This window comes from Streptomyces sp. NBC_01426 (assembly GCF_036231985.1).
Classification (GTDB): Bacteria; Actinomycetota; Actinomycetes; order Streptomycetales; family Streptomycetaceae; genus Streptomyces.
Genome location: NZ_CP109500.1, coordinates 217189 through 241653 on the forward strand (window position 1 = coordinate 217189; position 24465 = coordinate 241653).

At 74.7% G+C, this 24465-nt stretch carries 15 protein-coding genes and 1 pseudogene; 13 read left to right on the forward strand and 3 right to left on the reverse strand.

Going from position 1 to position 24465, the window contains the following annotated elements; translation table 11 throughout:
• Window positions 1-27 precede the first annotated feature (27 nt).
• Window positions 28-511 (reverse strand): annotated as a pseudogene (locus OG906_RS01155) (MmyB family transcriptional regulator).
• 167 nt (window positions 512-678) lie between these two features.
• On the opposite strand from OG906_RS01155, the gene OG906_RS01160 reads away from it, so the two are divergent.
• Together OG906_RS01160 and OG906_RS01165 are read left to right on the forward strand one after the other, a co-directional pair.
• Window positions 679-894 (forward strand): tautomerase family protein, encoded by a 216-nt coding sequence (locus OG906_RS01160; RefSeq protein WP_329439060.1) that lies wholly within the window; start codon window positions 679-681, stop codon window positions 892-894.
• A 79-nt stretch (window positions 895-973) separates the two neighbouring features.
• Window positions 974-4438 carry a BTAD domain-containing putative transcriptional regulator gene (locus tag OG906_RS01165; RefSeq protein ID WP_329439062.1) on the forward strand — a complete coding sequence of 1155 codons (3465 nt, stop codon included), beginning with the start codon at window positions 974-976 and terminating at the stop codon, window positions 4436-4438.
• A gap of 61 nt (window positions 4439-4499) precedes the next feature.
• On the opposite strand, the gene OG906_RS01170 is transcribed toward OG906_RS01165, so the two are convergent.
• Both OG906_RS01170 and OG906_RS01175 read right to left on the reverse strand, forming a co-directional pair.
• Window positions 4500-5489 (reverse strand): RICIN domain-containing protein, encoded by a 990-nt coding sequence (locus tag OG906_RS01170; protein ID WP_329439065.1) that lies wholly within the window; start codon window positions 5487-5489, stop codon window positions 4500-4502.
• An 818-nt stretch (window positions 5490-6307) separates the two neighbouring features.
• Entirely contained in the window at window positions 6308-6946 is a 639-nt protein-coding gene (locus OG906_RS01175; protein WP_267800732.1) for a helix-turn-helix transcriptional regulator, read from the reverse strand.
• Between the two features lie 268 nt (window positions 6947-7214).
• Here OG906_RS01175 and eccCa point away from each other — a divergent pair, with 268 nt between their 5' ends.
• The 11 genes from eccCa (at window position 7215) to OG906_RS01230 (ending at window position 24426) form a co-directional block, all read left to right on the forward strand.
• The gene (gene eccCa, locus OG906_RS01180) at window positions 7215-11237 is read left to right on the forward strand and encodes a type VII secretion protein EccCa (RefSeq protein ID WP_443067443.1); all 4023 of its coding nucleotides are present in this window, start codon (window positions 7215-7217) and stop codon (window positions 11235-11237) included.
• Window positions 11234-12631, forward strand: coding sequence for a type VII secretion integral membrane protein EccD (eccD, locus tag OG906_RS01185; protein ID WP_329439072.1), 1398 nt, complete (start codon window positions 11234-11236; stop codon window positions 12629-12631). Before eccCa ends, eccD begins: the two co-directional genes overlap by 4 nt.
• Window positions 12632-12642: 11 nt before the next feature.
• On the forward strand, window positions 12643-13950 hold the full coding sequence (gene eccB / locus OG906_RS01190; protein WP_329439074.1) for a type VII secretion protein EccB: 1308 nt from the start codon (window positions 12643-12645) through the stop codon (window positions 13948-13950).
• 5 nt (window positions 13951-13955) lie between these two features.
• Window positions 13956-16499, forward strand: a complete 2544-nt coding sequence (locus tag OG906_RS01195) for a hypothetical protein (protein ID WP_329439077.1) — start codon at window positions 13956-13958, stop codon at window positions 16497-16499.
• Window positions 16496-19648: a right-handed parallel beta-helix repeat-containing protein gene (locus OG906_RS01200; RefSeq protein ID WP_329439079.1), complete on the forward strand. Its 3153-nt coding sequence runs from the start codon at window positions 16496-16498 to the stop codon at window positions 19646-19648. The genes OG906_RS01195 and OG906_RS01200 overlap by 4 nt, the downstream gene beginning before the upstream one ends.
• A gap of 119 nt (window positions 19649-19767) precedes the next feature.
• Window positions 19768-20100 carry a WXG100 family type VII secretion target gene (locus OG906_RS01205; protein WP_267800742.1) on the forward strand — a complete coding sequence of 111 codons (333 nt, stop codon included), beginning with the start codon at window positions 19768-19770 and terminating at the stop codon, window positions 20098-20100.
• 57 nt (window positions 20101-20157) lie between these two features.
• Window positions 20158-20448, forward strand: coding sequence for a WXG100 family type VII secretion target (locus OG906_RS01210; protein WP_267800744.1), 291 nt, complete (start codon window positions 20158-20160; stop codon window positions 20446-20448).
• Between the two features lies 1 nt (window position 20449).
• On the forward strand, window positions 20450-21073 hold the full coding sequence (locus OG906_RS01215) for a hypothetical protein (RefSeq protein WP_267800745.1): 624 nt from the start codon (window positions 20450-20452) through the stop codon (window positions 21071-21073).
• A gap of 116 nt (window positions 21074-21189) precedes the next feature.
• The gene (locus tag OG906_RS01220; RefSeq protein WP_329439084.1) at window positions 21190-23565 is read left to right on the forward strand and encodes a WXG100 family type VII secretion target; all 2376 of its coding nucleotides are present in this window, start codon (window positions 21190-21192) and stop codon (window positions 23563-23565) included.
• Window positions 23566-23633: 68 nt separating this feature from the next.
• A complete protein-coding gene (locus OG906_RS01225; protein WP_267800748.1) occupies window positions 23634-24065 on the forward strand; it encodes a YbaB/EbfC family nucleoid-associated protein in 432 nt (143 codons plus the stop codon).
• Window positions 24058-24426, forward strand: a complete 369-nt coding sequence (locus tag OG906_RS01230; RefSeq protein WP_329439087.1) for a WXG100 family type VII secretion target — start codon at window positions 24058-24060, stop codon at window positions 24424-24426. The genes OG906_RS01225 and OG906_RS01230 overlap by 8 nt, the downstream gene beginning before the upstream one ends.
• Window positions 24427-24465 lie beyond the last annotated feature (39 nt).

The following is a 24465-nucleotide window of genomic DNA, read 5'->3' on the forward strand; positions in this document are numbered from 1 at the left end:
GCGTACAAGGGAAAGCAGGGCTTCACCTCATTCCCCGGCGGCCCCCGCACGACAGGAGTCCCGTCCCGGCCGCCCCGGCGCGATGCTCGCTTGATGCGCCAATCGGGTGGAGCCGGCCGTCCCGTTGGTGGGCGGGGCCGTGAACCACAGGAGTCGTTGGCGGCCGTTCTCGCTGAAGAGGCTGTGGCAGTCCAACTCGATGACGCCCAGCATGGGGTGCACGATGCGTTTGTGATCATTGCGGCGCAAGCCGACGTCGTGGGTGTCCCACAGGGCGGCGAACTCCGCGCTGCGCCGCCGCAGTGCGGCCGTCATCCCGGGACGAAGGCTGGGCGCCGCGTCCCCGCTCCAACTCGGTGTAGTAGTCGGCCGACAGACCCGCCACTTGCGCGACCTCCTCACGCCGCAGGCCGGGCACCCGGCGCCGGGGCCCGGCGGGCAGGCCCACGTCGGCCGGCCGGATCCGATCACGCCGGGACCTGAGGAACGCCGCAAGTTCGGGAAGGTTCACCCGCTCATCGTCGTCTCTCCGGAGGGGTCCGAGCCAGGGGCCGGCAACCCCAGGATGGGCTCAGCCCTGGCCCGGGCAGGTGACTCGGACGGATGGTTGGCCCATCGGGTTCGACCTCCTGCTTGCCGTGAGTAGCTCCGGCGCACCCCGTACGAAGAGGGAGCACCATGCCATTCGCGAACTTCAAGGTCCCCGCCGGCACCATCACCGCAGAGCAGAAGGAGCAGATCATCACGCGCACCACCGACCTCTACGCCGAGATCTTCGGCGACCGCGCCCGGGCCACCACACTCGTACGGGTCGAAGAGGTCGCCGACGCCGGATGGGGCATCGGCGGAGGGGTTCTGACGCTTGCCAAGATCGGGCGGGCTCCGCAGGACTGAGGGCCTGTCCTCCCGCCTCACCCGGAAGAGCGGCCGGATGAAGCGTACCTGTCACGGACGCGCTGTACATTGGCACCTCATGCTCTGTGTTCAGGTCCTGGGGCCGCTCGGTGCCGCCATCGACGGCATGCCGGTCCACCTGGGAAGTCCCCGGCAACGCGCGGTCCTCGCCCTCCTGATGGTCCACCGCGGCGCCGTCGTACCCGTGGACAGGCTCATCGACCGGCTGTGGTGCGGCCGGCCCCCGGAGAAGGCGGCCGCATCCCTGCACGCCTACGTGTCGAACCTGCGCCGGGTGCTCGAACCCGGCCGGGCGCCCCGCACTCCGTCCGGCGTGCTGATCAGCGCCCCGCCCGGGTACGCGCTGCGGCTGCCGGAGGAAGCGGTCGACGCATGGCGTTTCGAAGGGGCGGTGCGGCGGGCGCGTACGGCATCACCGGCGCAGGCCCGGCGGTTGCTCGACGAGGCCCTCGGCTGGTGGCACGGGGCGGCGTACGGGGAGTGGGCCGACGAGGAGTGGGCCCACGCCGAGGCGTCCCGGCTGGGCGAACTGCGCGTCGTCGCACGGGAACTCGCGGTCGAGGCGGCCCTCGGGTCCGGGGCTGCGGTCGAGGCGGTGCCCTCGGCCGAGGCCCTCGTACGGGAGCACCCCCTGCGGGAGGAGGGCTGGCGGCTGCTCGCCCTCGCGCTGTGGGCGGGCGGCAGGCGCGGCGACGCACTGGCCGAACTGCGCCGGGCCGCCCGCATCACGGCCGACGAGCTCGGTCTGGACCCCGGCGACGCGCTGGCCGACCTGGAGCGGGCGATGCTGACGGGCCGGACCGAGGTGTTGCGCGCGGCGGTACCCACGACCGGCCGGCCCGCACCGGTGGTGGTCTCGACCGCTGCCCCGCACGAACTGTTCGTGGGACGGGACGGTGAGCTGGCGGCGCTGTACGACGTCGCCCGTGACGCCCGGTACGCGGGCGGCGTCGTGTTGCTGACCGGAGAGGCCGGAGCCGGCAAGTCCGCACTGCTCGGCCGGTTCCGGCAGCAGTTGCGGGCCGAAGGCTGGACGGTGGTGGTCGGGCGCTGCCCCGAGTTCGACGGCGCCCCGCCCGCGTGGGCTTGGGCGGAGGCACTCGCCGCGCTCGCCCGGCAGGTGCCTCCCCCGGACCCGGACGCGGTCGCCCCGCTGCTCCACGAGGACGAGTACGGCGCACACCCCCCGCACGACGGACACGGCGGGGCGGGTGCACGGACCCGGCACGGCGAGAGCGACGAACGCCTCGGGCGCGTGGTGCGCGGGCACCGCGAGAGCACGGGCGGCGAGGGCCTGTCGGAAGGGGTTCCGGCGTGGGGTGACGGGAGGGGCGCCGGGAGGTTCCGGCTGCACCGGGCGTTCAGCGCCTGGCTGCGGACGGCAGCCGGGAGCGGCCCGCTGGCGGTGGTCATCGAAGACCTGCACCGGGCGGACGGCGAGACCCTGGCCCTGCTGGAGCGGACCGCCGATCTCACCGGCGCCCCGGTGCTGGTCATCGCGACGTACCGTCCGGCCGACGCGGGAGACCGACTGACCGGGGCCCTCGCCGAACTGGCGCACCGCTCCCCGCACCGACTGGCCGTCGGCGGGCTGCCGCCGCACGATGTGGACACCCTGGTCCGGGCCGTGTGCGGCACGTCGGTCGACGCGGCCACCGTGACCGCGCTCGCCGAACGGACCGGCGGGAACCCCTTCTACGTGCGCGAGAGCGCCCGGCTGCTGGCCAGCGAAGGCGCGCTGGTGGCCGTCTCCGACGTGCCGCAGGGCGTACGCGACGTGCTGCGCCGGCGCCTGCGGCAGCTGCGCCCGGGGGCCCTCGCCGTCCTTCAGCTCGCCTCCGTGTGCGGCTGCGAGTCCGAGGTGGGCATCCTCATCGAGGCCGTCGATCCCGCCCAGTACGACGAGCATCAGGTCTTCGACGGCTTGGAGGAGTGCGTCATGGCGGGGCTGCTGACCGAACCGGCGCCCGGCCAGGTCCGGTTCGCGCACGCACTGGTCCGCGACACCGTCTACACCGACCTGATCGGGGTGCGCCGCGCACGCCTGCACGCCCGGCTGGCGGAAGTGCTGCGACGTCGCAGACCCGACGACCTGGCGGCCCTGGCCCACCACTTCGCGCGGTCGGCGACGGCGCGGACCGCTTCGCTCGCCGTCGAGTACTCCCTCGCCGCGGCGGACCTGGCGGAGCGCCGTTACGCCCACGACACGGCGGTGGAGCTGCTGGGGCAGGCCATCGAGTCGTTCGCCCTGATACCCGCCGGCGAGGGCGGCGCGGCGGACGCACGCGGCGCCCGGCTGGTGGCCCTGCTCGGACGGCTGTTGCGGGCCGAGATACGGGCCGGGGCGGTGGTCTCCGCGCGGTACACGCGCCAGCGCGCCATCGAGGCGGCATCGGACGTGGGCCAGGACGCGCTCGTGGCGGTGGCGCTCGGCGCGTCGATCGGCCCCGGGCTCGCGCTGAGCGGACCGCAGGGACTCGTCACCCCGGCCGCGCTCGACACGTTCGTCGACGGGCTGATCGCCCGCGCCGCCGTGGACCCGATGATCCTCGGACTCCCGGTACGGACCCCCCCGGACGGGGCGCCCGGCGAGCGGGAGGGCGCCCGGCAACTCGCGGTCGCCCGCGCGGTCGGTGACCCGCTGCTGATCTCCTGCGCCCTGACGGCCGCGTCCGGCGCCGTACCGCAGGGATTCGCCGGCCACCGCGAGGTCCTGGCGACGGAACTGCGGGTGCTCGGCTACGCGCACGACCTCCCCGCCAACAGTTGGGTGCGGGAGCACATCAGCGGCATGGCCGCGGGTGCCCGCAACGACGTGGCCGGGGTCCGCCGCCACGCGCTGAAGGGACGGGCGATCGCCGCACGGCACCGGCTGGTCGAGGCGGAAGCGATCAACCTGTCGACCCTGGCCATGCTGGCCCATGTCGAGGGCCGGTTCGCCGACGCCGAGGCCGGCTACGCCGAGGTGCGGGACCGGCTGCGGGCCAACAGGTCGTCGCACGGCGACTTCGTCCACGTACTGGGGCTGACGACCGTCCGGCTCAGCCAGGGGCGTCCCTCGGACGCCGAGCCGCTGCTGCGGGCCGTCGACGACGGGAGCGCTCCCCTGGCCCGGCTCGCCCTCGCCGTCGTCCTCGCCCGGCAGGGCAGGACCGACCGGGTTCATGCGCTCGGTCCCCTCTCCACCGGCGTGCCCGACCACCTCTACAGCATCGCCCTGACGCTCCGGGCCGAACTGGCGTGCCTGCTGCGGGACCGGTCCGCGGCCCGCGAGTTGCTCCCGCTGCTGCTGCCGGCCCGCGACCAGCTCGCGGGCGCCGCCGGCATCTCCTTCGTCACCCGCCCGCTCGCCCACGCGCTCGGCGAGATCCACCGGCTCCTGGGAGACGAACCCGAGGCGCTACGGCACTTCGCCCGGGCGGAGGAAGTCGCCCGGCGGTGGAGATCGCCCCACCTGGAGGCAGCGGCTCGCGCGGCCGTCGCGGCGGGGACGACGGGCGTACGGGCGGCGGCGTCCGGTTAGACCGTCTCTTCCGGTGCACTGCCGGGCGCGGGGGGCCGCGGCAGCCGCGCGCCGACCGGCCTCAGCCGAGGTGCCACTTCTGGTTGGACGTACCACCGCAGTCCCAGAGTTGGAGGCGGGTGCCGGCGGCGGTGCCCGCGTCCTTGGTGTCGACGCACTTCCCGATCTGGGTGTTGACCAGGTCGTGGGAGCCGTTGAGGTTGAACCGCTGGGCCCATCCGCCGTTGCAGCGGGCCAGTTGGATGTCCGCACCGTTGGCCGTCGAGGCGCGGGCGATGTCCATGCACAGCCCCATGGAGCGGACGCTGCCGTCGGACGCGAACACCCACTTCTGCCAGGCGTCGCCGCCACATCCCTGCAACTGCAGTGCGGAACCGTCCGATCCGTTGCGCGTCGACACGCCGACGCAGCGGGAAGACCCGTAGCCGACGATCGTGTCGCCGACCGCCTTGGCCGGTGCGGCGGCCGCCGGAGCCGGGGGCTTCTGCGCGGGGCGCGGGGCGGTGGCGTCGCCGGAGCCGGCTGCCTGGGGCGCCGGGGCGCCGGCCTCCTGACCTGCGGGGGCGGGACCGGGCGCGGCACCCTTCCCGGGGGCGGGCCCCGACCCGGGCGCGGGACCGGCACCGGTGGCCGGGCCCGCGCCGGGCGGGGCCGGACGCCCGGCGGCCGGGGCGCCCTCGGCGCCGGGCGGGTTCGCCGCCGGCGTGCCGCTCGCGGGCGGGGACGCGGACGGGGCGGGGAGCACCGAACCGTCCGGGCCGACCGTCGGGGCGGCGGCCTCCTCGACGCGCGCCGCGCCCGGCCCGGAGGCGTCGCCGCCGGGGAGGGCCATGAACGCGACGGTGCCGAGGCCCAGGGCCAGCAGCACCGAGGCGGCGGTCACGGCCCCGATGATCCGTGCGCTGCGTTCCGGCTGGACCTCCTGCCCTTCCGCGCTGCCGCGCACGGGCGTCGGCGCGGTGGCGGTCCGGGCCGCGAGCAGCCGGGTCAACCTTCCCGGCCCGCCGCCGGCCGGTGCGGACGCGGACCGGCCGCCGCTGACCGGAGCCACGGGTGCGAGCGTGAGCAGGGGCTCCGTGCCGGACCTGGACGCGCGACCCTCGGGCGGCACGGTCGGGCTCTCCGCGCCGGACGGGGCCGCGGGGGCGGCGGCCTCATCGCACTCCGGCCCGGAGGCGGCAGGCGCCGCGGGTTCCGGCGCAGGCTCGGGGTCCGGCACAGGCTCGGGTTCCGGCACAGGCTCGGGTTCCGGCACAGGCTCGGGTTCCGGCACAGGCTCGGGTTCCGGCACAGGCTCGGGGTCCGGCGCAGGCTCGGGGTCCGGCGCAGGCTCGGGGTCCGAAGGCGTCGCGGGTTCCGGCCCGGAGGCGGTCGGCGTCGCGGGTTCCGCCGCCGGAGCGGCGGCCGGGGCCGTCCCGTGGTCCGGCGCCGGCTCGGGGGTACCGGCGGGCTCCGCCCCGGGAACGGTCTCGGTATCCGCAGCCGGTTCCGCGGCCGAACCCGGCTCCGTGGGCGCCTCCGGCTCGGCCCCTGGATCCGTCTCCGGCAACCAGGGCAGTGGTTGCTCCCATACGGCCGCTTCACTGGCCGCGTCCCCGGTCGGTTCCGCCGGTCCGGTCCTGTGTTCCATGTGTGCCTGCCCGCCTCCGCGCGTGGTGGTCCTCGCCGGACGACCCTAGGAGCCCGTGTGCCGTCGGCGCCGCGCAGGCGGCGAACCCTGCCCGGCAGGACCGGATTTCCTTCCCCTGCGTGCCGGATAGGGGCCTCCGGGCCCGGGGCCGGCGGGACGTCTTCCGGCCGACCGGCTGCCGCGCGTCACCTCGTTACCCGCCCTCCCCCGGCTCCCCACCCGCTCGGGCCGCACAGGTCCTACAGGGTCCCGGTGCGCAGCGCGAAGGCGACCGCGTGGGTGCGGTTGCGCAGCCCGAGGCGGTTCATCATGACGCTGACGATGTTCTTGATGGTGCGCTCGGAGTAGTTGAGCTTCCGGGCGATCTCGGTCGTGTCGAAACCGTCGGCGAGCAACCTCAGCACGTCGACCTCACGGGCTTCCAGGCCGGACGTGGTCAGTCCCAGCGGTGCCAGCACATCGCGCTGCACGGCCTTGATGTGGTCCACGAGCTGCCCCTGCAGAGGGGCCGGCAAGGTCGCGGCGCCCTCGGCGACGCCCCGGACCGCCTCCACGACCTTGTCGAACGTGCTGTCCTGGCGCCACAGCACGCCGCGCAGGCCGTGGTGGACCGCACGCATCAGGTGGGCCTCGTCGATACGGCCCGTCACCAGCACGATTCCCATGGCGGGGTTGGTCGACCGGGCGGCGACCGACTCCATGAGTGCCATCGTCTCCTCGGTCACGTCCGCGGTGAGCATGAGGACCACGTCCGCCTCCCGGTGGTCTTCCTGCGGCAGGATCTTCAGTCCCTGATGCCTGCACAGGCTCCAGGCGGTGCCCTCTCCGGTGATCGGGTCACTGGCGAGGACCGCGATCGATATCGTCCCCAACGTCACTGGTGTCTCCCCTGTGTTCGGACCGTCGCACGGGTGGAGCCGGGGTACCGGCACGGCGTCGGGCGGCCGTGGTGACGGCGTGCGGTGATCGTCGCCGGTCCGCCTTGGCGCTCACTTGGCGTTCACTTGGCGTGTTTGCCCGTCCGACCAGGCTTCCGTGTCCACCGGGACAGACATCGGCCGGCGGGGCGGTTGTGGGCGGGGCGCCCTGCCTAGGGTTCGGGACGAAGACGCAGCCGCAGGAAAGCAGGAAAGCACGTTGAGCACTGTGGTCACCAAGCGCTCGCCGCGTGCCGAAGGTCCGCCGATGCCCGAGGGGCAGGTCGAACTCGCCGAGCCCCCCGTGCTCGGCGAGCCCGCCACCGCCGACTTCGGCTCGGTGATGATGTACCTGCCGATGGGCCTGGGCGCCGGTGCGATGGTGCTGATGTTCTCGGTCGGTAGCGGCGGCACGACCATGTACATGATGGCCGGGATGATGGGCATCGCCATGGTCAGCATGACCCTGATGCAGGTCGGCCGGCCCGGCGCGGAACGGCGCCGCCGGATGCGCGCCGAACGCCGCGACTACCTTCGCTATCTGGGCCAGAAGCGCACGCAGGCCCGGCAGGCCGCCGACGGGCAGCGGGCCGCGCTGCTGTGGGACGACCCGGAAGCCGGAGACCTGTGGGCACTCGCCCTCGGCCCCCGGCTGTGGGAACGCAGGCCCGCCCACGAGGACTTCGCCCGCGTCCGGATCGGGCTGGGCACCCGCCGGGCTGCCCTGGAGTTCCTGCCGCCGCAGACGAAGCCGGTCGAGGACCTGGAGCCGCTGTGCGCGATCTCGCTGCGCCGCTTCACGCGGGCGCACCAGACCGTGCCCCTCCTGCCCGTGCCCGTGTCCCTGCGGCGCTTCACCAGCGTCGAGTTCACCGGCGAGAGCGCGGAAGCGCTGGACCTGGCCCGCGCGATGTTGGCCCGGCTCGCGGTCTTCCACTCACCCGACGAACTGCGGATCGCGTTCCTGGGCGACGAGGCCGCGCGCCGCGAGTGGGACTGGCTCAAGTGGCTGCCGCACAACGCCCACCCGCGCGAGGAGGACGCCGCCGGTCCCGTCCGCCTCGCCGCCGGCGACCACGAGGCACTGCTCGACCTGCTCGGGCCGGACCTGCGCGACCGGCCCGACCACGATCCCGCGTCCTCGCCCGGCGTCACCGAGCCGTTCACGGTGATCGTCGCCCAGGGCGTGCGGCTCCCCGATACCTCGCGGCTGCTGGGCGCCGGAGTGCGCGGAGTCGTGCTGCTGGACCTCACCGGGGCGGTACCCGGTGGCCCCAGGGTGCTCCGGCTCTCCGTCCGCGGCGGCCGCGTCGACTTCCCCAACGGCGCCGAGACCGTCTCCGCTCTCGCCGACCGGCTGGGGTCGGTGGAGGCGGAGACGCTCGCCCGGACCCTGGCCCCGATGCGTACCGGCGGCGGTGTGGACCTGGTGGACCGTCCCCTGGAGTCCGACTTCGACCTGGCCACCATGCTCGGCATCCGCGACGCGCGCGCCTTCGACGTCGCCGCCGGATGGCGCCCCCGCCTCGCGCAGGACGCCCGCCTCAAGGTGCCGATCGGGGTCACCGAGGACGGCGAGATCGTCGAGCTCGACCTCAAGGAGTCCGCGCAGGGCGGCATGGGGCCGCACGGCCTGCTGATCGGCGCCACGGGCTCCGGCAAGAGCGAGCTGCTGCGCACGCTGGTGATGGGCCTCGCCGCCACACACTCCTCCGAGATCCTCAACCTGGTCCTGGTGGACTTCAAGGGCGGCGCCACCTTCCTCAACATGGACCGGCTGCCGCACACGTCGGCCGTCATCACCAACCTCGCCGACGAACTGCACCTGGTCGACCGCATGCGGGACTCCATCAACGGCGAGATGATCCGCCGCCAGGAACTGCTGCGCGAGGCCGGTTTCGCCTCCCTCTACGAGTACGAGAAGGCGCGCGGCGCCGGGGCCGCCACCCTCGCACCGCTGCCCTCCCTTCTCATCATCGTCGACGAGTTCTCCGAACTCCTGGCGAACAAGCCGGAGTTCGTTGAACTGTTCGTGTCGATCGGCCGGTTGGGGCGCAGCCTCGGCGTGCATCTGCTCCTCGCCTCGCAGCGCCTGGACGAGTCGCGCATTCACCGGGTCGAGGGGCACCTGTCGTACCGGCTCGCCCTGCGCACCTTCTCCTCCATGGAATCCCGCAGCGTGATCGGCACCTCCAGCGCCTACGAACTTCCGTCGGCCCCCGGCAACGGCTACCTCAAAGTGGACACGACCAACCTCGTACGGTTCAAGGCCGCGTACGTCTCCGGCCCCGCCCCCGCTCCGCAGGGCCCCGTGGAGACCGGACACGCGGACGGGCAGGTGCTGGAGGTGACCGCCTTCGGGCTGGCGCAGAGCGGGCCGCCGGCCTCGGTCCGCGCGGAGGAGGCCTCGGTGCTGGTGTCGCTCGCCGAGGAGGCCCTGCGCGACCAGGGTTCCGGGGCGGCCGAAGCGGAGGAAAGTGCCGAGAGCCCCGACGACAGCCTCCTCGACGTCCTCGTCGGGCGGCTGGAGGACAACGGCCCGCCCGCGCGCCAGGTCTGGCTGTCCCCGTTGTCGGAGTCGCCCGGTCTGGATCAGCTGCTGCCCGGCATCGTGCCCGACCCGGAGCGCGGCATGGGCGCGGCCGACCCCCGCGTCCAGGGCGCACTGCGGGTGCCGCTGGGCATGGTGGACCGTCCCTTCGAGCAGCTGCGCGAGCTGCTGGTCGCCGACCTGTCCGGCGCCGACGGGCACGTCGGCCTGGTGGGCGCGCCGCAGACCGGCAAGTCGACCATGCTGCGGACGCTGATGCTGTCGCTCGCGCTGACCCACACGCCGGCCGAGGTGCAGTTCTACTGCCTGGACTTCGGCGGGGGTGGCCTGGTGTCCACCGCCGGACTGCCGCACGTCGGCTCCGTCGCGACCCGCCTGGAGCGCGACCGGGTGCTGCGCACCGTCGAGGAGTTGTCGCAACTCCTGGAACGCAGGGAGCAGTTGTTCGCCGCCCGGGGGCTGGAGTCGATGGCCGCGTTCCGGGCGCTGCGCGCCGCCGGGACGGTCGACGACCCGTACGGGGACGTCTTCCTGCTCGTGGACGGGTGGGCCACGCTCCGCCAGGACTACGAGGACCTGGAGCAGCGGGTGATGGAACTCGCCGCCCGGGGGCTGTCGTTCGGCCTGCACGTGGTGGTGTCGGCCGTCCGCTGGTCCGAAGTGCGGCCGCGACTACGGGACATGCTGGGCACCAAGCTCGAACTGCGTCTCGGCGACTCGATGGAGTCCGAGGTCGGCTCCCGGGCCGCGGCCGGCGTCCCGCACCAACCCGGCCGGGGTCTGACCGGATCCGGCCACCACTTCCTGTCCGCGCTGCCCCGTCTCGACAGTTCCTCGCGCACCGACGACCTGACGGCCGCCACCAAGTCGGCGGTCGCGGAGATCGACACGTTCTGGACCGGCGTCCGCGCTCCCGGAGTCCGCCTGCTGCCGGCCACGCTGGACGCCCGCCGACTCCCCGCGCCCGCGGACACCCGCGACCTGAAGTTCTGCCTCGGCTGGGACGAGCAGCGGCTCGCACCCCTCTGGCACGACTTCGGCACCACGCCCCACCTGCTGGTGTACGGCGACGGCGAGACCGGTAAGACGAACGCGCTGCGGCTGGCGATCCGCGCCATCACCACCCGCTACCGGCCGGAGGAGGCGCGGATCCTGCTGGCCGACCCCGGCCGCGGACTGCTCAAGGACGTACCGGAGGAGTACCGCGTCGGGTACGTGGTCGACAACGACGGGCTCGGCAAGCTCGCCGAGAGCGCCGCCGTCTCCGTGGGCAAGCGGCAGCCCGGCGCCGACGTCTCCCCCGAGCAGTTGGAGAAGCGGGACTGGTGGAGCGGTCCGCTGCTGTTCGTCCTCATCGACGACTACGACCTGTTCTCCGGCGCGCCCGGCTCGGTCGCCCCGATGACGCCCTTGGTGCCGCTGCTCGCGCAGGGCGCCCACATCGGGCTGCACCTGGTCGTCGCGCGCAGCACCTCGGGCGCGATGCGGTCGGTGATGGACCCGCTGGTCCGCCGCATGTGGGAGCTGGGCAATCCGGCGCTGCTGTTCTCCTACCCCAAGGAGGAGGGCAAGTTCATCGGCGAGGCCAAGCCCCGCACCCTGCCCGCCGGGCGTGCCCAGCTCGTCACCCGGCGCACCGTCAAGCTGGTCCAGACCGGCCTGGTGTCGACGCCCCCCGCCCCCACCCCAGGAGCACGATGACCACCGCCGTACCGCTGACGGGACGGGCCACCGAGGTCTGCCGCGTCAGCGTCGAGACACCGGACGGCCGTGCCGACCTGTCCGTCCCGGTCACCACCCCCGTGTCCGTCCTGCTCCCGGTGCTGCTCCGGCAGTTCGGCGCCGGGAGCGCCGCGGCCGGCACCCCGTGGGTGTTGCAGCGGCTCGGCGAGGAGCCCCTCTCCCCCGAGGCCACCCCGGAGAGCGCCGGACTGCGCCACGGCGACGTCCTGCATCTGCGGCCGGCCGACGCACCGCTGCCCGCCCTGCACTTCGACGACGTGTCCGACGGTGTCGCGCACACCGTCGGCGAAGGCCCGGGGCGGTGGCGGCCCGAACTCACACGGAACCTCGCCATCGGCCTGGCCTGCCTGGCGCTGGCCGGCCTCGCCGCCGCGTTGCTCGGCGCGGGCACCGGCCCCCGTACCGCCGCCGTCGCCGGCGCCGTCGCCTTCGTGCTGGCCGCGGCCTGTGCGACGGCCTCCCGGATGCACGCCGACCGCGGCAGCGTCCTGGTCGCCGGGCTCGGCGCGTTCGGCTTCGCCGCCCTGGCCGGGACGACCCTGCGCGAAGGTCCGTCCGCCGGCCACGCCCCCGGCCTGACCGGCGTGCTCCTCGGCGCCGGATGTGTCATCGCGCTGGCCGGCGTGCTGTTCGCACTGGGCGCGCTGCCGCTGGTGGTACCCGGCACCGTGCTCCTGACCGCGGTCGCGGCGGCCGCCGGGGCGGGGCTCGCCGAAGGCACCGGCCTGCGCGCCGAACAGGCCGCCGCGGTCGTCGCCGTCGCCCTGTTCGTCCTCGGGCACCTCGCGCCCCGGCTCGCGCTGCGCACGGCCCGGCTGCGCGTGCCCCAACTGCCGCACGACGCGCAGGAACTCCAACTGGACATCGAGCCGGAGCCGGGCACCCGGGTGTCCCTCCGGGTCTCCGTCGCCACCGCCTGCCTCGACATGATCGGCATCTCGTCCGCGCTGGTCTGGGCGGTCGCCCTGTGGCTGCTGACCGTCCGCGAGCACAGCTGGACGGGCTGGCTGCTGCCGCTCGCCCTCAGCCTGGCCGTACTGCTCCGCGCGCGCGGCACCAACGGCACCCTCCAGCGAATGCCGGCGGTGCTGACGGGCGCGTACGGGCTGGGGCTGGTCCTCGTGGTCCGCACCGCGCAGACCGGGCCCGCGGGGCGGGCCGTCGCCCTGCTGGTGCTGCTGGCCGCCGCGGTCCTGCTGCTGGCGGGTGCCTGGCGGTTGCCGCGGGCCCGGCTGCTGCCGGTCTGGGGGCACCTCGGCGACCTCCTGGAGATCGTCACGGCGCTGGCCCTGCTGCCGCTGCTGCTGCAAGTGCTGCACGCGTACACGTACTTCCGCGGTCTCGCGGGCTAGGGCGGGCGAACGTGCAGACTCGACGCGACCACGTGCAGGCGTACCAGTTCGCCATGGGCCGGCTCGCATCCGCCCTCGTCAGCGGCGACCCCGGCCGGGGCGACAGCCCGACCCGGCGCTCCGCCCTCGGCTCGGTCTTCGGAGTGGCCCTGGTCGTGCTGCTGTGCGCCGGGTTCGGCGTGTACGGGCTGGTCTCCCCGGTCGCGAAGGACGACTGGCGCAAGGACGGGGCCGTCGTCCTGGAGAAGGAAACCGGCAACCGCTACGTCTACGCGAACGGCGCCCTGCGCCCGACCCGCAACCAGGCCTCCGCGCTGCTCATCGCGGGCAGGCGCGCAGCCCCCGAGTCGGTCTCCGCGAAGGACCTGGCCGGGGTTCCGCACGGTGCTCCGGTCGGCATCCCGGGCGCGCCCGACACGGTCCCGGCGCCGTCCGCGCTGACGGCCGGCCCCTGGGCGCGCTGCCTGCCCGGCGGCGGACCGGCGGGCCGTTCACCGGCCGGCGCCGGGCAGACCCTCGTCTTCGGCGCCGCCGCCGCCGCGCTGCGTCCGCTGCCGGCCGACCGGCAGGTGCTGCTCGCCGATCCCGCGGGGGCCCGGTTCCTGCTGGTGCGGGGCGTCAAGTACCCCGTTCCCGGCGACCCGACCCTGATCGCCCTCGGCCTGGACGGCCAGGCGGTCCTCGCCGCCACCGCCGACTGGCTCGCCACCGTGCCCACCGGAGCCCCGCTCGCCCCTCCCGTGCCGGCCGGCGCGGGGACGGCGGCCGGCACGGTCGCCGGACAGGCCGCCCAGGTGGGACAGGTCTACCGCACCAGCGCGGGCGGGACCGAGCACCACTATCTGCTGCGCTCCGACGGACTCGTCCCGGTCAACGCGACCGCGTACGCCCTGCTCGCCGCCCGCCCCGGCGCGCCCGGGCCGAGGCAGGTCGGTCAGGCGGACATCGCGGTCGTCCCCGTCTCGGCGGACCGCGGCCCGACCGACGGGGTACCGGACGTCGTGGGCGTGCGCCCCTTGGAAGGCGCAACCGTGTGCCTGAGACAACTCTCGTCAGGCCAGGTGCGGCTGACGGTCGCCGGTCTCGGCTCCCGGCGGGTCGTCCTCCCGGCCGGGGGCGGCGTCCTCGCGGTGCCGGCCGGCGGCAGGGACCCGTACCTCGTCACCGAACAGGGCGTGAAGTACCGGCTCGCCGACGAGGCCGCGGTACGGGCCCTCGGCCTCGGGGACGCCAAGCTGCGGCTCTCCCTCCCGGCGGGCGTCCTCGCGCTCATACCCGACGGCCCGGTCCTCAGCCGCGCCGCCGCGGGACGGGGGTGAGCCGGGTGAGGCTCCGACTGCGGGCGACGCCGGTCGGCGACGCCATCCTGGTCCACCCGAAGGGCCGGCTCGACGAGCGGGCGGCCGATTTCGCGCGCGGGCTGGCCCACGATCCGCAGCACACCCTCGTCGTCGTGGACCTGCCGGCCGGCGTCCTCGCCGACGAGTGGGCGGCGGTGGCCAAGCTGCTGTCGCCTTCCCGCTACGGCAGCCTGCGGCTGGTCTTCGGCCGGGACAAGGGCGAGGACGTGCGCACGGCCGCGGGGCTGATCGCCAACCGGCTCGGCCGCCCGGTCCTCGCCCCGGACGGCGCGCTCGTCCCGACCGCCGCGGGGGGCCTGTTCGTGCCCGGCGAGGACGGGGCCGCCTGGCTGCGGTTCCGGCCGGGCAGGCCCGCCGAGCCCGATGCGCAGCGGTTCCCCAAACCGGACTGGGAGTTCGCCGTTCCGGCCCGCCCCGGGCCGGCCGGCGCCCGTACGACCGTCCAACCGGTCCCGTGCGGGGTGTGGTTGCGGCACACCGACGAGGGGCCGCTCCCCGGCCGCGGCCGGCGTGCCGTCGAGGCCGTACCCACGGACCCCCGCCACCTCCTGGTCGTCCTCGGCAGCCCCGGCGCCCCGGCGCTGCCCGTCGCCGACGTGGCCCGCTACTGGGACACCGTGCTGCCGGGCGCCCGGTCCGCGGTGCGGTTCGTCGTGCACGGCACGCTCGACACCCCCGGGGCCGTCGCCCCCGGCCAGGGCCTCGCGGACGCCTTGGGCGAGGGCGTCGTCCTGTACGCCAGCCTCCCGTCGGGCGCGCGGCCCCTGCCGGACGGTGAGCACGGCGCCTCCCCCTACGCCCCGACCCGGAGCGGCGGGGCGCGACCTGCCGCCGCCTCCGCGACGCCCGGCGTTCAAGGGACCGTCGGCACGGCGGCTCCGGCGGGCGCGGAACACCGGCCCGGCGGGCACGAGGCGTCGGGCGCGACCGCCCCGGCACGTACCGAGACACCGCACGGCGCGGACTCCCCCGATGGCGCGGCGACGTCGCCCGCCGGAACACCCCCGTCCGCCCGGAACGAACCGTCGGGCGCGGCCGCCGCCGTACGCACCCCTGCACCTCACGGCGCGGAAACCGGTGTGGGTGCGGGCGGGGCCCTGCCCGCGGCCGTACGTCCCGCTGCCCGATCGGCTCTGCCGCGTATCCGGACGGAGTCCGTGGACTCGGCGCTCCCGGGCGGAGCGCCCGCGGACCCCGCCCCGTCCGGCCCCGGCACGGTGGCTCCCACACCGGCCACACCGGCCGCGTCGGTCACGGGCGATCCGGGGGCCAGCGTCTCTCCGCACGTAGCCGACGGGCTCGCCGGAAGCGGCGCGGTCTCCGCGTCGGCACCCGTACCGCCGCAGCCCTCCGAGCACGACCCGGCTCCGGTACAGGCGTCCGCGTTCGGGCCGGTGACCGGTACGGGGCCCGTACCGCCGCAGCCCTCCGGGCATGAGCAGGGGCCCGTCGCGGGGGTCGCGCCTGAGAGCGGGCCCCGCACCGGCTCGGTTCATCCGCAGGACCCCGAGCCCGCTCTCGGGGCGGGGGCGCCCGCCGTGGCTTCGGCGCGGCTCGTGCGGCCCGCCGCGCCCCGGTTCCGGCTGGAGTCGAGCGCGCCCGCGCCGGAGCCCGACGCGGTGCCGGCGGGCTCGGCCGCACCGGTCGCGGGGCCCGGGCCGGCCGTGGCGGCGCCGCCGGCCGCCGCGCCCGGTGAGGCTGCGGGGGTCCGGGTGCAGCCCGTGCCCAGGACGGCCGCGTGCGCGCTGCCGCCCGAGCGGGGCATCGCCCAGGAACGGGACTGGGTGCGCCGGACGTTCAGCGAGCAGTACAACGCGATGGCCGGTTCCGTGTCGCGGGTGATGTCGGAGTCGCCGGGGCTGCGCGGCGGCTCCCGAGCGGAGGCGGCGGACGCCCTGACCGAACTGGTCGCCGTGCGCCTGTACTTGTCGGGCGACAGCCGCACCGCCGACGCCGCGGTACGCACCGCGACCGCCGGACCGCACGTGCCGCTGGCGCGCTGCGTGACGGCCGGACTGCGCCGGCTGCCCTCCTACCGGGGACCCGCCCTGCTGCGCACCAGGCTCACCGACGCGGAACGCTCCTGGTACCGGGAGGGGAGGCTGGCCGTCGAATGGGCGTTCTGCCACGCCCGGACGTCGCTGCACGCCGGACCCCGCGGCAGCGACGCCACCGACGTCCTGATCTGGTCGATGACCGCCCGCCGGACCAGTTCGCTCGACCCGGCCGTCCCCGACCGGGTGCTGTTCCTGCCGGGTACCGCCTTCAAGGTCCTGCGCACGGACGACGACACCGTCCTGATGCGCGAGGTGTCGCCGTCGGAGATCGGCCAGGACGGCAGGGTCGGCGCCCAGCGGGCGAAGTTCGACGAGATGGCCCTCAAGGGGCTGGAGAACATCCTGGACGCCCTGGCGAAGGCCGGCACCGACGCCGGGGCGCAGAGCGCCGACCCGCCCGGACTGATCGCCACCACCCGTACGAGCCGTACAGAAGGAGCCAAGCCGTGAGCAGGCAAGTCCTGTTGGTGTCACCCGACCGTCCGGGAGCCCACCGAACGATTGCCCGCGCGCTGGCCGAGGCCGTCGAGGGGGCACTGGTCACGGTGGCTCCCGGGCGGTACGAGGAGTCGCTGGAGATCACCCGCGCCGTGACGCTGGCCGCCGAGGGCGACGCCGGCACCGTACGGGTGCACGCGCCGACCGGGAGCACCGTCGTGGTGGACGCGGAGGCGGTCCGGCTCTCCGGGCTCGTCCTGTCCGGCGCCGACCCGGAGGCCCCCGTCCTCGACCTGCGGCGCGGGCAGACGGCGCTGGACGGATGCCTGGTCGAGGGCGCGGCCTGGACGGCGGTGCTCGCGTGGAACGAGGGCACCCTGGCGGCCCGCGGTTGCCGGGTGGCGAATCCGAGCGGCGCGGGTGTCGTGGTCACGTCGCGCGGCGGCAACGTACTGGAGGACACCGAGGTCACCGAGGTCGGGTCGTCGGCGGTGGTGGTCGCCGAACAGGGCGCCCTGGACGTACGGGACTGCCGGCTGATCCGCCCCCGCGGCAACGGCATCTGCGTCAACGGCAGTGCGGTGGCGACCGTCGCGGACACCCTGATCACCGGCAGCGGCAAACCCGCCGTCGCCGTCGAGCAGCAGGCCCGGGCCGTGCTGCGACGCGTCACGGTGACCGGCAGCGCCGTGCTGGACGCCTACCTCACGAGCCGCGGCGAGACCACGCTCACCGACTGCGCCTTCTCCGGCTCGGCCGGGCAGTCGGTGCACATCGCCGACGGCGCCGCGCCCCGCCTGCGCGGCTGCACGGTGTCCGGTGCGGCGCGCAGCGGAATCCAGGTGGCGGGGGGCGCCCGCCCGCACCTGGAGGACTGTGAGATCACCGGCACCCCGGTCGGGCTCCATGTCACCGGCGCCGCAACCACCGTGTCGGGCACGGGGCTTGTCGTTCGGGACGCCGTCACCGGCGCCGTACACGCCGTCGACTCCGGCTGCGTCGAACTGGAGCGGCTCACCGTCACCGGTACGTCCGGCGCCGGCGTTCTGGCCCAGGGCGGCTCCCGCCTGACCCTGCGGGACGGCTCGATCACCCTGGGGGGCGGCGGGCAGGGGCTCGCGCTGGCCGGGGAGTCGAGCGCCTTCCTGGCCGGCTGCGCGCTGCGCGGATGCGGGGCGACGGTCGGGGAGGGTGGCGACCTGACTGCGCAGGAGAGCGAGTTCACCGATTCGGACACGGACGCGATCCGGGTGCTCGCCGGCGGCACGCTCACCGCCGTCGGATGCCGCATGACGGGCGCCCGCGGCCACGGCGTCCACGCGCACGCCGATGCCCGGACGGACCTCAGCAACTGCGCGTTCTCGGACAACACCCTCGACGGTCGGGCCCACCCGAGCGGTGACGGCCGTACGGCCACCGGCGACGCGGTCGGCGGCCCGTTCGCCGCGGCCTCCTCCCCCCGGGGCGGGGAGGCTCCCCACTCCGGGACGGGACCGCTTGCGGAGCTGGAGGCGCTGGTCGGCCTGGAGAGTGTGAAGGACGAGGTCACGGGGCTGATCAACCTCAACAAGATGACGAAGCGGCGCACGGAGATGGGCCTGCCCATGCCGCCGATGAGCCGCCACCTGGTCTTCGCCGGCCCGCCCGGCACCGGCAAGACCACCGTGGCCCGACTGTACGGGGCGGTCCTCGCGGAACTCGGCATCCTCAGCCAGGGCCACATCGTCGAGGTGGCACGCGCCGACCTGGTCGCACAGATCATCGGCGGCACCGCCATCAAGACGACCGAGGTGTTCAACCGGGCCCTGGGCGGGGTGCTCTTCATCGACGAGGCCTACACCCTGACCAACCAGTCACGGGGCACCGGGCCGGACTTCGGCCAGGAAGCGGTCGAGACGCTGATGAAGATGATGGAGGACCACCGCGACGAGATCGTGGTGATCGCGGCGGGCTACTCCGAACACATGGACCGCTTCCTGGCCTCGAACCCCGGCATGGCCTCGCGATTCGCCCGCACGGTCGAGTTCCCCAACTACGCCCCGGAGGAACTGGTCACCATCGTCCGGGGGTTGTGCGCGAAGCACTGCTACGAACTGGCCGACGACGCCCTGGCGGCGCTGTCCCGCTACTTCGTGGACGTGCCCAAAGGTCCGACCTTCGGCAACGGGCGCGTCGCCCGTCAGGTCTTCGAGACGATGATCAGCACCCAGGCGTCCCGGCTCGCCACGCAGGCACCCGGGCACGACAGCGAACTGAGCCGCCTGACCGCCGCCGATGTCGCCCCGGCACCGGGAGTTCCCGCTCCGCCGCCCCCCGCAGAGCGGTTGCCTGCCGTCGCTCCCCCGGCCGCGCCGCCCGCCCCGGCAGCACGGACCGCACCTGCCCAGGTCCCGGCCTCCGCCCCCGCCGCCCGCCAACTGGCCGCCCTCACCGGCCTGGGCGCGGTGGCCGACGCACTGGGCTCCCGCGTCGACACCCTCGTCGAGCTCGGCCAGGGCACCGCCGGGCTGGCGGACATCGTCCTGGAGGGCGCGCCCGGCAGCGGACGCCGGGCCGTGGCCGCGGCCTACGGCCGGGCCCTGGCCGAGTCCGGCGTCGTACCGTCGGGTGCGCTCGACCACGTTCCGCTGTCCGCCGTTCCGGCGCGCTGGCCGTCCCAACCGCGCGCCTACCTCGGGCACGTGTTCCGGCAGGCCGCCGGGGGTGTGCTGGTGGCCGAGGCGGACGCCGCCTTCGAGAGCCGCCCGGCCGCCGAACGGGACGCCGTCATCGACGCGTTGGCCGCCGAGGCCGCGGCCCGCGACCCGTACGGCGCGGTCTTGGTGCTGTCCGGGAGCGGGGCGCGCCTGCGGGAGCTGCTGCGTGACCGCACCGACCTCGCCGGCGTCTTCGCCGAGTACCTGAGGCTGCCCGCCTGGACCGGAGCAGGTCTCGCGGAACTGACACGGCGGCGGCTGACCGTACTGGGCTTCGAGGTGCCCGACGCCGTGACGGCGGCGCTGGCCGGGCAGGACCCGGGCCACGGTGCCCACGGCGCGCACCGGTTGGCGGACCGTCTCGCGGGCCGCGCCCGGGCCCGCGAGCTGGCTCTCGCGGACCTCGTCGACGACCTCCCGCCGATGGCGGCGATGCTGCCGGCGGCCACGCAGGCGGCCACCTGACGGGCCGATGGGGCAGAGATGGGCGGTCGGTCGGGCAGCGTGCCCGGGGGCCGGTCACCGGCCCTCTCCGGCCCCGGCCATCATCACGGAACAACGACCGCGCGACGAGAGGAACAACCATGGCAGGCGAACCGACATCGGTGAGCATCGCGGGCATGCGGTCCGCGGCGGGCAGCTTCCAGTCCGCACTCGAAGACGCCAACAGCACCTACACCCAGATGCAGGGCCAGATCGACGCCCTGCGGGGCAGCTGGTCCGGTGACGCGTCCAGCACCTTCCAGGGCGCCATGGACACCTGGCTCCAGGACTTCGCCTCGGTACGGCAGCAGCTCAGCCTGATGCTGGAGAAGCTCCAGGCCAACACGGGCAGCTACAAGACCACCCACCAGGCCACCACGGACGCGGCCAACCAGCTCCACAAGAGCATGGTCACGCCGCTTCCGGGCTTCTAGGCCGACGGCCTCCCCGCCCCCCGACCCGCCAGACCCGCCAGACCCCAGGAGCGCAGGATGACGACCTATACCGTCAAGATGGACCAGATCGAGTACGTCGTCGGTGAGATGGCCGCGATCAGCAAGAAGCTCCAGGCCGCCCTGAGCGACCTGGACGACAGCGCCAAGATCCACCTCAGTGAGTGGACGAGCGACGCGCGCAGCACGTACGACGTGGCGAAGGCCAAGTGGGACGCGGCCGCCACCGACATGGTCACCCAAGCCCAGAACGCCACGCACTCGCTCGGCCACATCAACGCGGCGTACTACGCCGGCGAGCGGCACGGTGTGAGCCTCTGGGAGCAGTGACGTGGCGATCACGGACGACACCGCCGACCGGGGCAACAGCGACCCGAACATCAACAACAACGACTACGGCGACGGCAACAGCGGCTCCACCACCGGCTCCGGCGACCCGCACGCCTACAACGGCGGCACCAACGTCCTCCACGCGCCGGGGATCCTCAGCGACCTGCACCCCTTCGTGCCCCCGCCGGTGCCCGGCGGCAACGGCTCGAACGGGACGTCGGTCAGCACGCCGTCGATGGAACTGTTCGCCACCAACATCGACCTGCTGATCCAGCCGGTGCGCACCGTCGCCACCGCTCTCGCCGACTCCTCCGTCGCACCGGGCGCGTTCTACCACGCCAACGTCATGCGGACGAAGGTCAACGGTCCGAACGCCGACGCGGGGCTCAAGAAGAACTACGGCGACGCCCTGTCGGCCCTGGTCCGCGGCCTCACGGACCTGCGGGACGGGGTGCGGCTGCTGAGCCGGAACTACGGGACGACGGAGGAGGCCAACACCATGACGGCCAACGACCTCGCGGACGCCCTCGGCAACACCGGCGCCGACTTCAACACGATGATGACCGCCAACGGCGGCACCGGGACGACCGGCGCCGGCACCCCGCCGCCGACCGCCCCGGCCTGAGCCGGGCGGGATCCGACGGAACGCGGCCCGGCTGCCGGAACCGGGAACGCCGGCCGCGACCCCGGAGACCCACACACCGGCGTGGGCGTGGGCGAAGTGCACACAGGAGAGCGACAGTGGCGGACTACAACAGCGGTGGTTTCCACCAGGGCGACGACGGGACGATCTTCGGCAATCCCGACGGCTCGTCCACCGGCAGCCTGGCCGACTACGACAACTGGGACTGGAAGCAGATCATGGCGGCCATCACCGGCATGTCCGCCGGCGTCGGTACCGCCGCCAACGAGTCCCACGCGCGCGCCGTCGCCGACCCCCAGTCACTCCTGGACACCGCCAACGCGTTCTACCACGTGCAGCGGACCCTCGAAGGGGTCACGAAGAGCCTCGTCGACCAGGCCAAGGCGCTCGCGGGCGAGAACGGGCCGTGGAGCGGCGCCGCGGCCGACTCCTTCCTGGAGATGATGACCGGCTTCTCCCGGCAGGTGAAGGCCAACGCGGACGTCCTGTCGGGCGGTTCGACGGGCGATCACTCGGTCCCCCACCAACTGGCGAACAACGCGATCACCCTGCGGAGCGCACAGAACAAGCTCGCGCAGATCGACACCTGGTACGCGGACCAGGCGATCGCGATGGGTGTCACGCCCATGTCCAACGGCCTGATCCCGATCAGCCAGAAGCCCGAACTCGTCCAGATGATGAACGAGGACATGCGCAGCGTGCTCAAGAGCCTGGCGCACGCCTACCAGGTCACCACCGACGCGATCATCAATCCGGTGCCGGTGCGTTCCCCGGCCGAGCACCCCGAGGGCCCCGGCACCGGGGACGGCGACCCCGGGCCGGGTCCCGAACTGGGCGGGCCGGACGGCGGCATCGGGGGCACCGGGAGCCTCGCGGACCTGTCCGGCATGCCCGACACCGGCCTCGACACGGGGTCCGGATCGGGCGCCGGGCTCGGCGGTGTGGGCGAGCTCGGCGGCCTGGACCCGTCCGGTTTCCCGGGCGATCCGTCCGCGTTGGACGGCTCCGGGCTCGGCGGCGGACTCGGCGACCTGGGCCTGGACGGCACCGGGTTGGCCGGCGGGGGCACGGGCGGCGCGGGCTTCGGCGACCTCGGTCTGGACGGCCTCGACCCTTCGGCCCTCGATCATGCGCTCAACCCCCTCTCCTTTCCGGGACTCGGCGGTCTGGGCGGGCTCGGCGGCCTCGGCACCGGCCGTCCGACGTCCTCCGGCCTCGGGGGCCTGGGCGGCCTGTCCTCGGCCGACCCCGCCGCCTTCGGGGACACCGGGCTCGGCGACGGCCTCGGCAGTGGGCTCAACGACGGGCTCACCGGCGGACTGGGCGGCGGACTGACCGAGGGCCTGGCCGGCGGCCTCACCGACGGATCGGGCATGCCGTCGCAGATGCCGACGTCGTCGGGGATGCCGTACATGCCGGGCATGGGCGGCACCGGCGCCGGCGGTGCAGGTCAGGGGTCGGAGCCCACGGACGCCTCGGGGTTGCTCGACGCGAGCGCCGAACCGTGGGAGGGCGACGCTGCCGCCGGCGGCGACGAGGTGGGCTCGGAATCGGGCGCGACGGCCGGCGGGGAGGGCTTGGGCACGGGCGGAATGCCGTACCTGCCGGGCATGGGTGGAACGGGCGCCGCGAGCGGCGGCCGCGACGGGGTCGGCGAACGTTCGGACGCGTCGGGGCTGCTCGACGCGAGCGCCGAGCCCTGGGAGGCCGAAGAGGCGGACGGCGACGGCGAGGCCGGCGCGCCGGAGGGCGCCCTGCCCGGCGTGCCGTACCTGCCCGGCTTCGGTGCGCCCGCCGCCGGCGCGCGCACCACCTCCGCCATCCGCGGGAGCGGCGGGGAGGACGCGCGTACCGGGGCCTCCGCGGCCGGGACCGCGCAGGCGGCCGCCTCCCCGACGGGCGGCACGGCGCAGGGCGGTGCACCGCAGGCCGGAACCGCTGGGGGTGGCTCAACTCCCGCCTTGGCTGCACATGCCGCCGCCGCGGAGCGGGAGACGGCCGTCGCCCCCGTCGCGGTGGGGTCCGACGGGCTGCCGCTGTCCGGCGACGGCGGGAGCGCCGTCGTCCTGCGACCCGTCGCCGACGGCGCCGAGGAGGACTTCACCGCCTGGGAGGCCGGGGCGGGCGCCGGCGCCTTCGTCCCGCTGCTGTGGTCGCTTCCCGAGGAGCGGGAGACGCGGACGGCCCCGGAGGAGAGCGGGCCTGGTGTGGCGGGCGAGCCGCGGAGCACCTGGCAGCCCGAACGCTCCGCTCCCGGGGACTCACCGGCGGCGGGCGGCGGCGTTCCGCGCGTGTCCGGCTGCGGAGACGGCGGGCCCGAGGAGGAGGCCGTGGATCCCGACGCCGAGACGGCGCGGGAACAGGAGACGGACGGGGATGCGGCCGAGCGGACCGGCCGCGGGATCGCGGATCTGCTGGTCCAGGAAGAGAGCACGTGGGGCGCCGTTCCCGGCGGGCCCACCTCCGCGTACTGAGAGTCCACGCCGCCCGTCCGAGGGCGGCCCGCACCCGCCGGCACCGCCCCGAGAAAGGATGAGTTCACATGTCCAGCCCGTACGACCAGCAGATCGAGGATCTGCTGGAGCAGTACCGCAGACAGCGCGCGGAAGCCGTGGAGACCCGGCAACGCATCAACGGGACCACGTCGACCGCGACCGCCCCGCGCCAGGCAGTGAAGATCACCGTCGGCGCCCAGGGCGAGGTCACCGCGATCGAGTTCCCCACCGGCGCCTACCGCCGGATGGCGCCCAAGGAGCTGGCCGACGTCCTGCTCACGACCATCCGCCAGGCCAGGTCCGAGGCCTTGGAGGGCGTCGCCGCGGTGCTCGCGGAAGGGCTGCCGCCCGGCGTGACCGTGCCCGACCTGCTCCAGGGGCGGGTCGATCCGGGCACCGTCCTGCCCGAGGACCCGGCGATGCCGGACTCCGTACGCGAATACGTCGACCACGGCTTCCAGGGGGATCCCCATGAGTGACGGCACGTTCTCCGTCGACACCGACCGGTTGGACCAGGCCGCGCCACAGGTCCAGGAACTGGCCGGACGGATCAGGTCCGTCGCCACCAAGCTGGAGGGCAGGCTGTCCGCCCTCGGCGCGTGCTGGGGCGACGACGAGAGCGGCCGGCAGTTCCTGGAACAATACGCCGAGCCGAAACGGCAGCTGGGCCACGGCATCACCGGCGCCGCCGAGGTGCTGCACAGCACCGTCGACGGCATCCGCACCATGGCCAAGGGCTTCCAGCGGACCGAGGAGGCCAACGTCGAGGCGCTCCGCGCGATCACTCCCACGGACCCGGTCACCGTGGGCGACGTGTCACCGCACCGCTCCCGCCGCTAGGCCCACTCTTTCGGATCTTTCCGGGGCCCTACACCGGCA

What these genes read in the sequence shown, in the direction of transcription:
- OG906_RS01160 (WP_329439060.1), top strand. Translation starts at nt 679, where the DNA reads ATGCCATTCGCGAACTTCAAGGTCCCCGCCGGCACCATCACCGCAGAG.
- OG906_RS01165 (WP_329439062.1), top strand. Translation starts at nt 974, where the DNA reads ATGCTCTGTGTTCAGGTCCTGGGGCCGCTCGGTGCCGCCATCGACGGC.
- eccD (WP_329439072.1), top strand. Translation starts at nt 11,234, where the DNA reads ATGACCACCGCCGTACCGCTGACGGGACGGGCCACCGAGGTCTGCCGC.
- OG906_RS01205 (WP_267800742.1), top strand. Translation starts at nt 19,768, where the DNA reads ATGGCAGGCGAACCGACATCGGTGAGCATCGCGGGCATGCGGTCCGCG.
- OG906_RS01210 (WP_267800744.1), top strand. Translation starts at nt 20,158, where the DNA reads ATGACGACCTATACCGTCAAGATGGACCAGATCGAGTACGTCGTCGGT.
- OG906_RS01225 (WP_267800748.1), top strand. Translation starts at nt 23,634, where the DNA reads ATGTCCAGCCCGTACGACCAGCAGATCGAGGATCTGCTGGAGCAGTAC.
- OG906_RS01230 (WP_329439087.1), top strand. Translation starts at nt 24,058, where the DNA reads ATGAGTGACGGCACGTTCTCCGTCGACACCGACCGGTTGGACCAGGCC.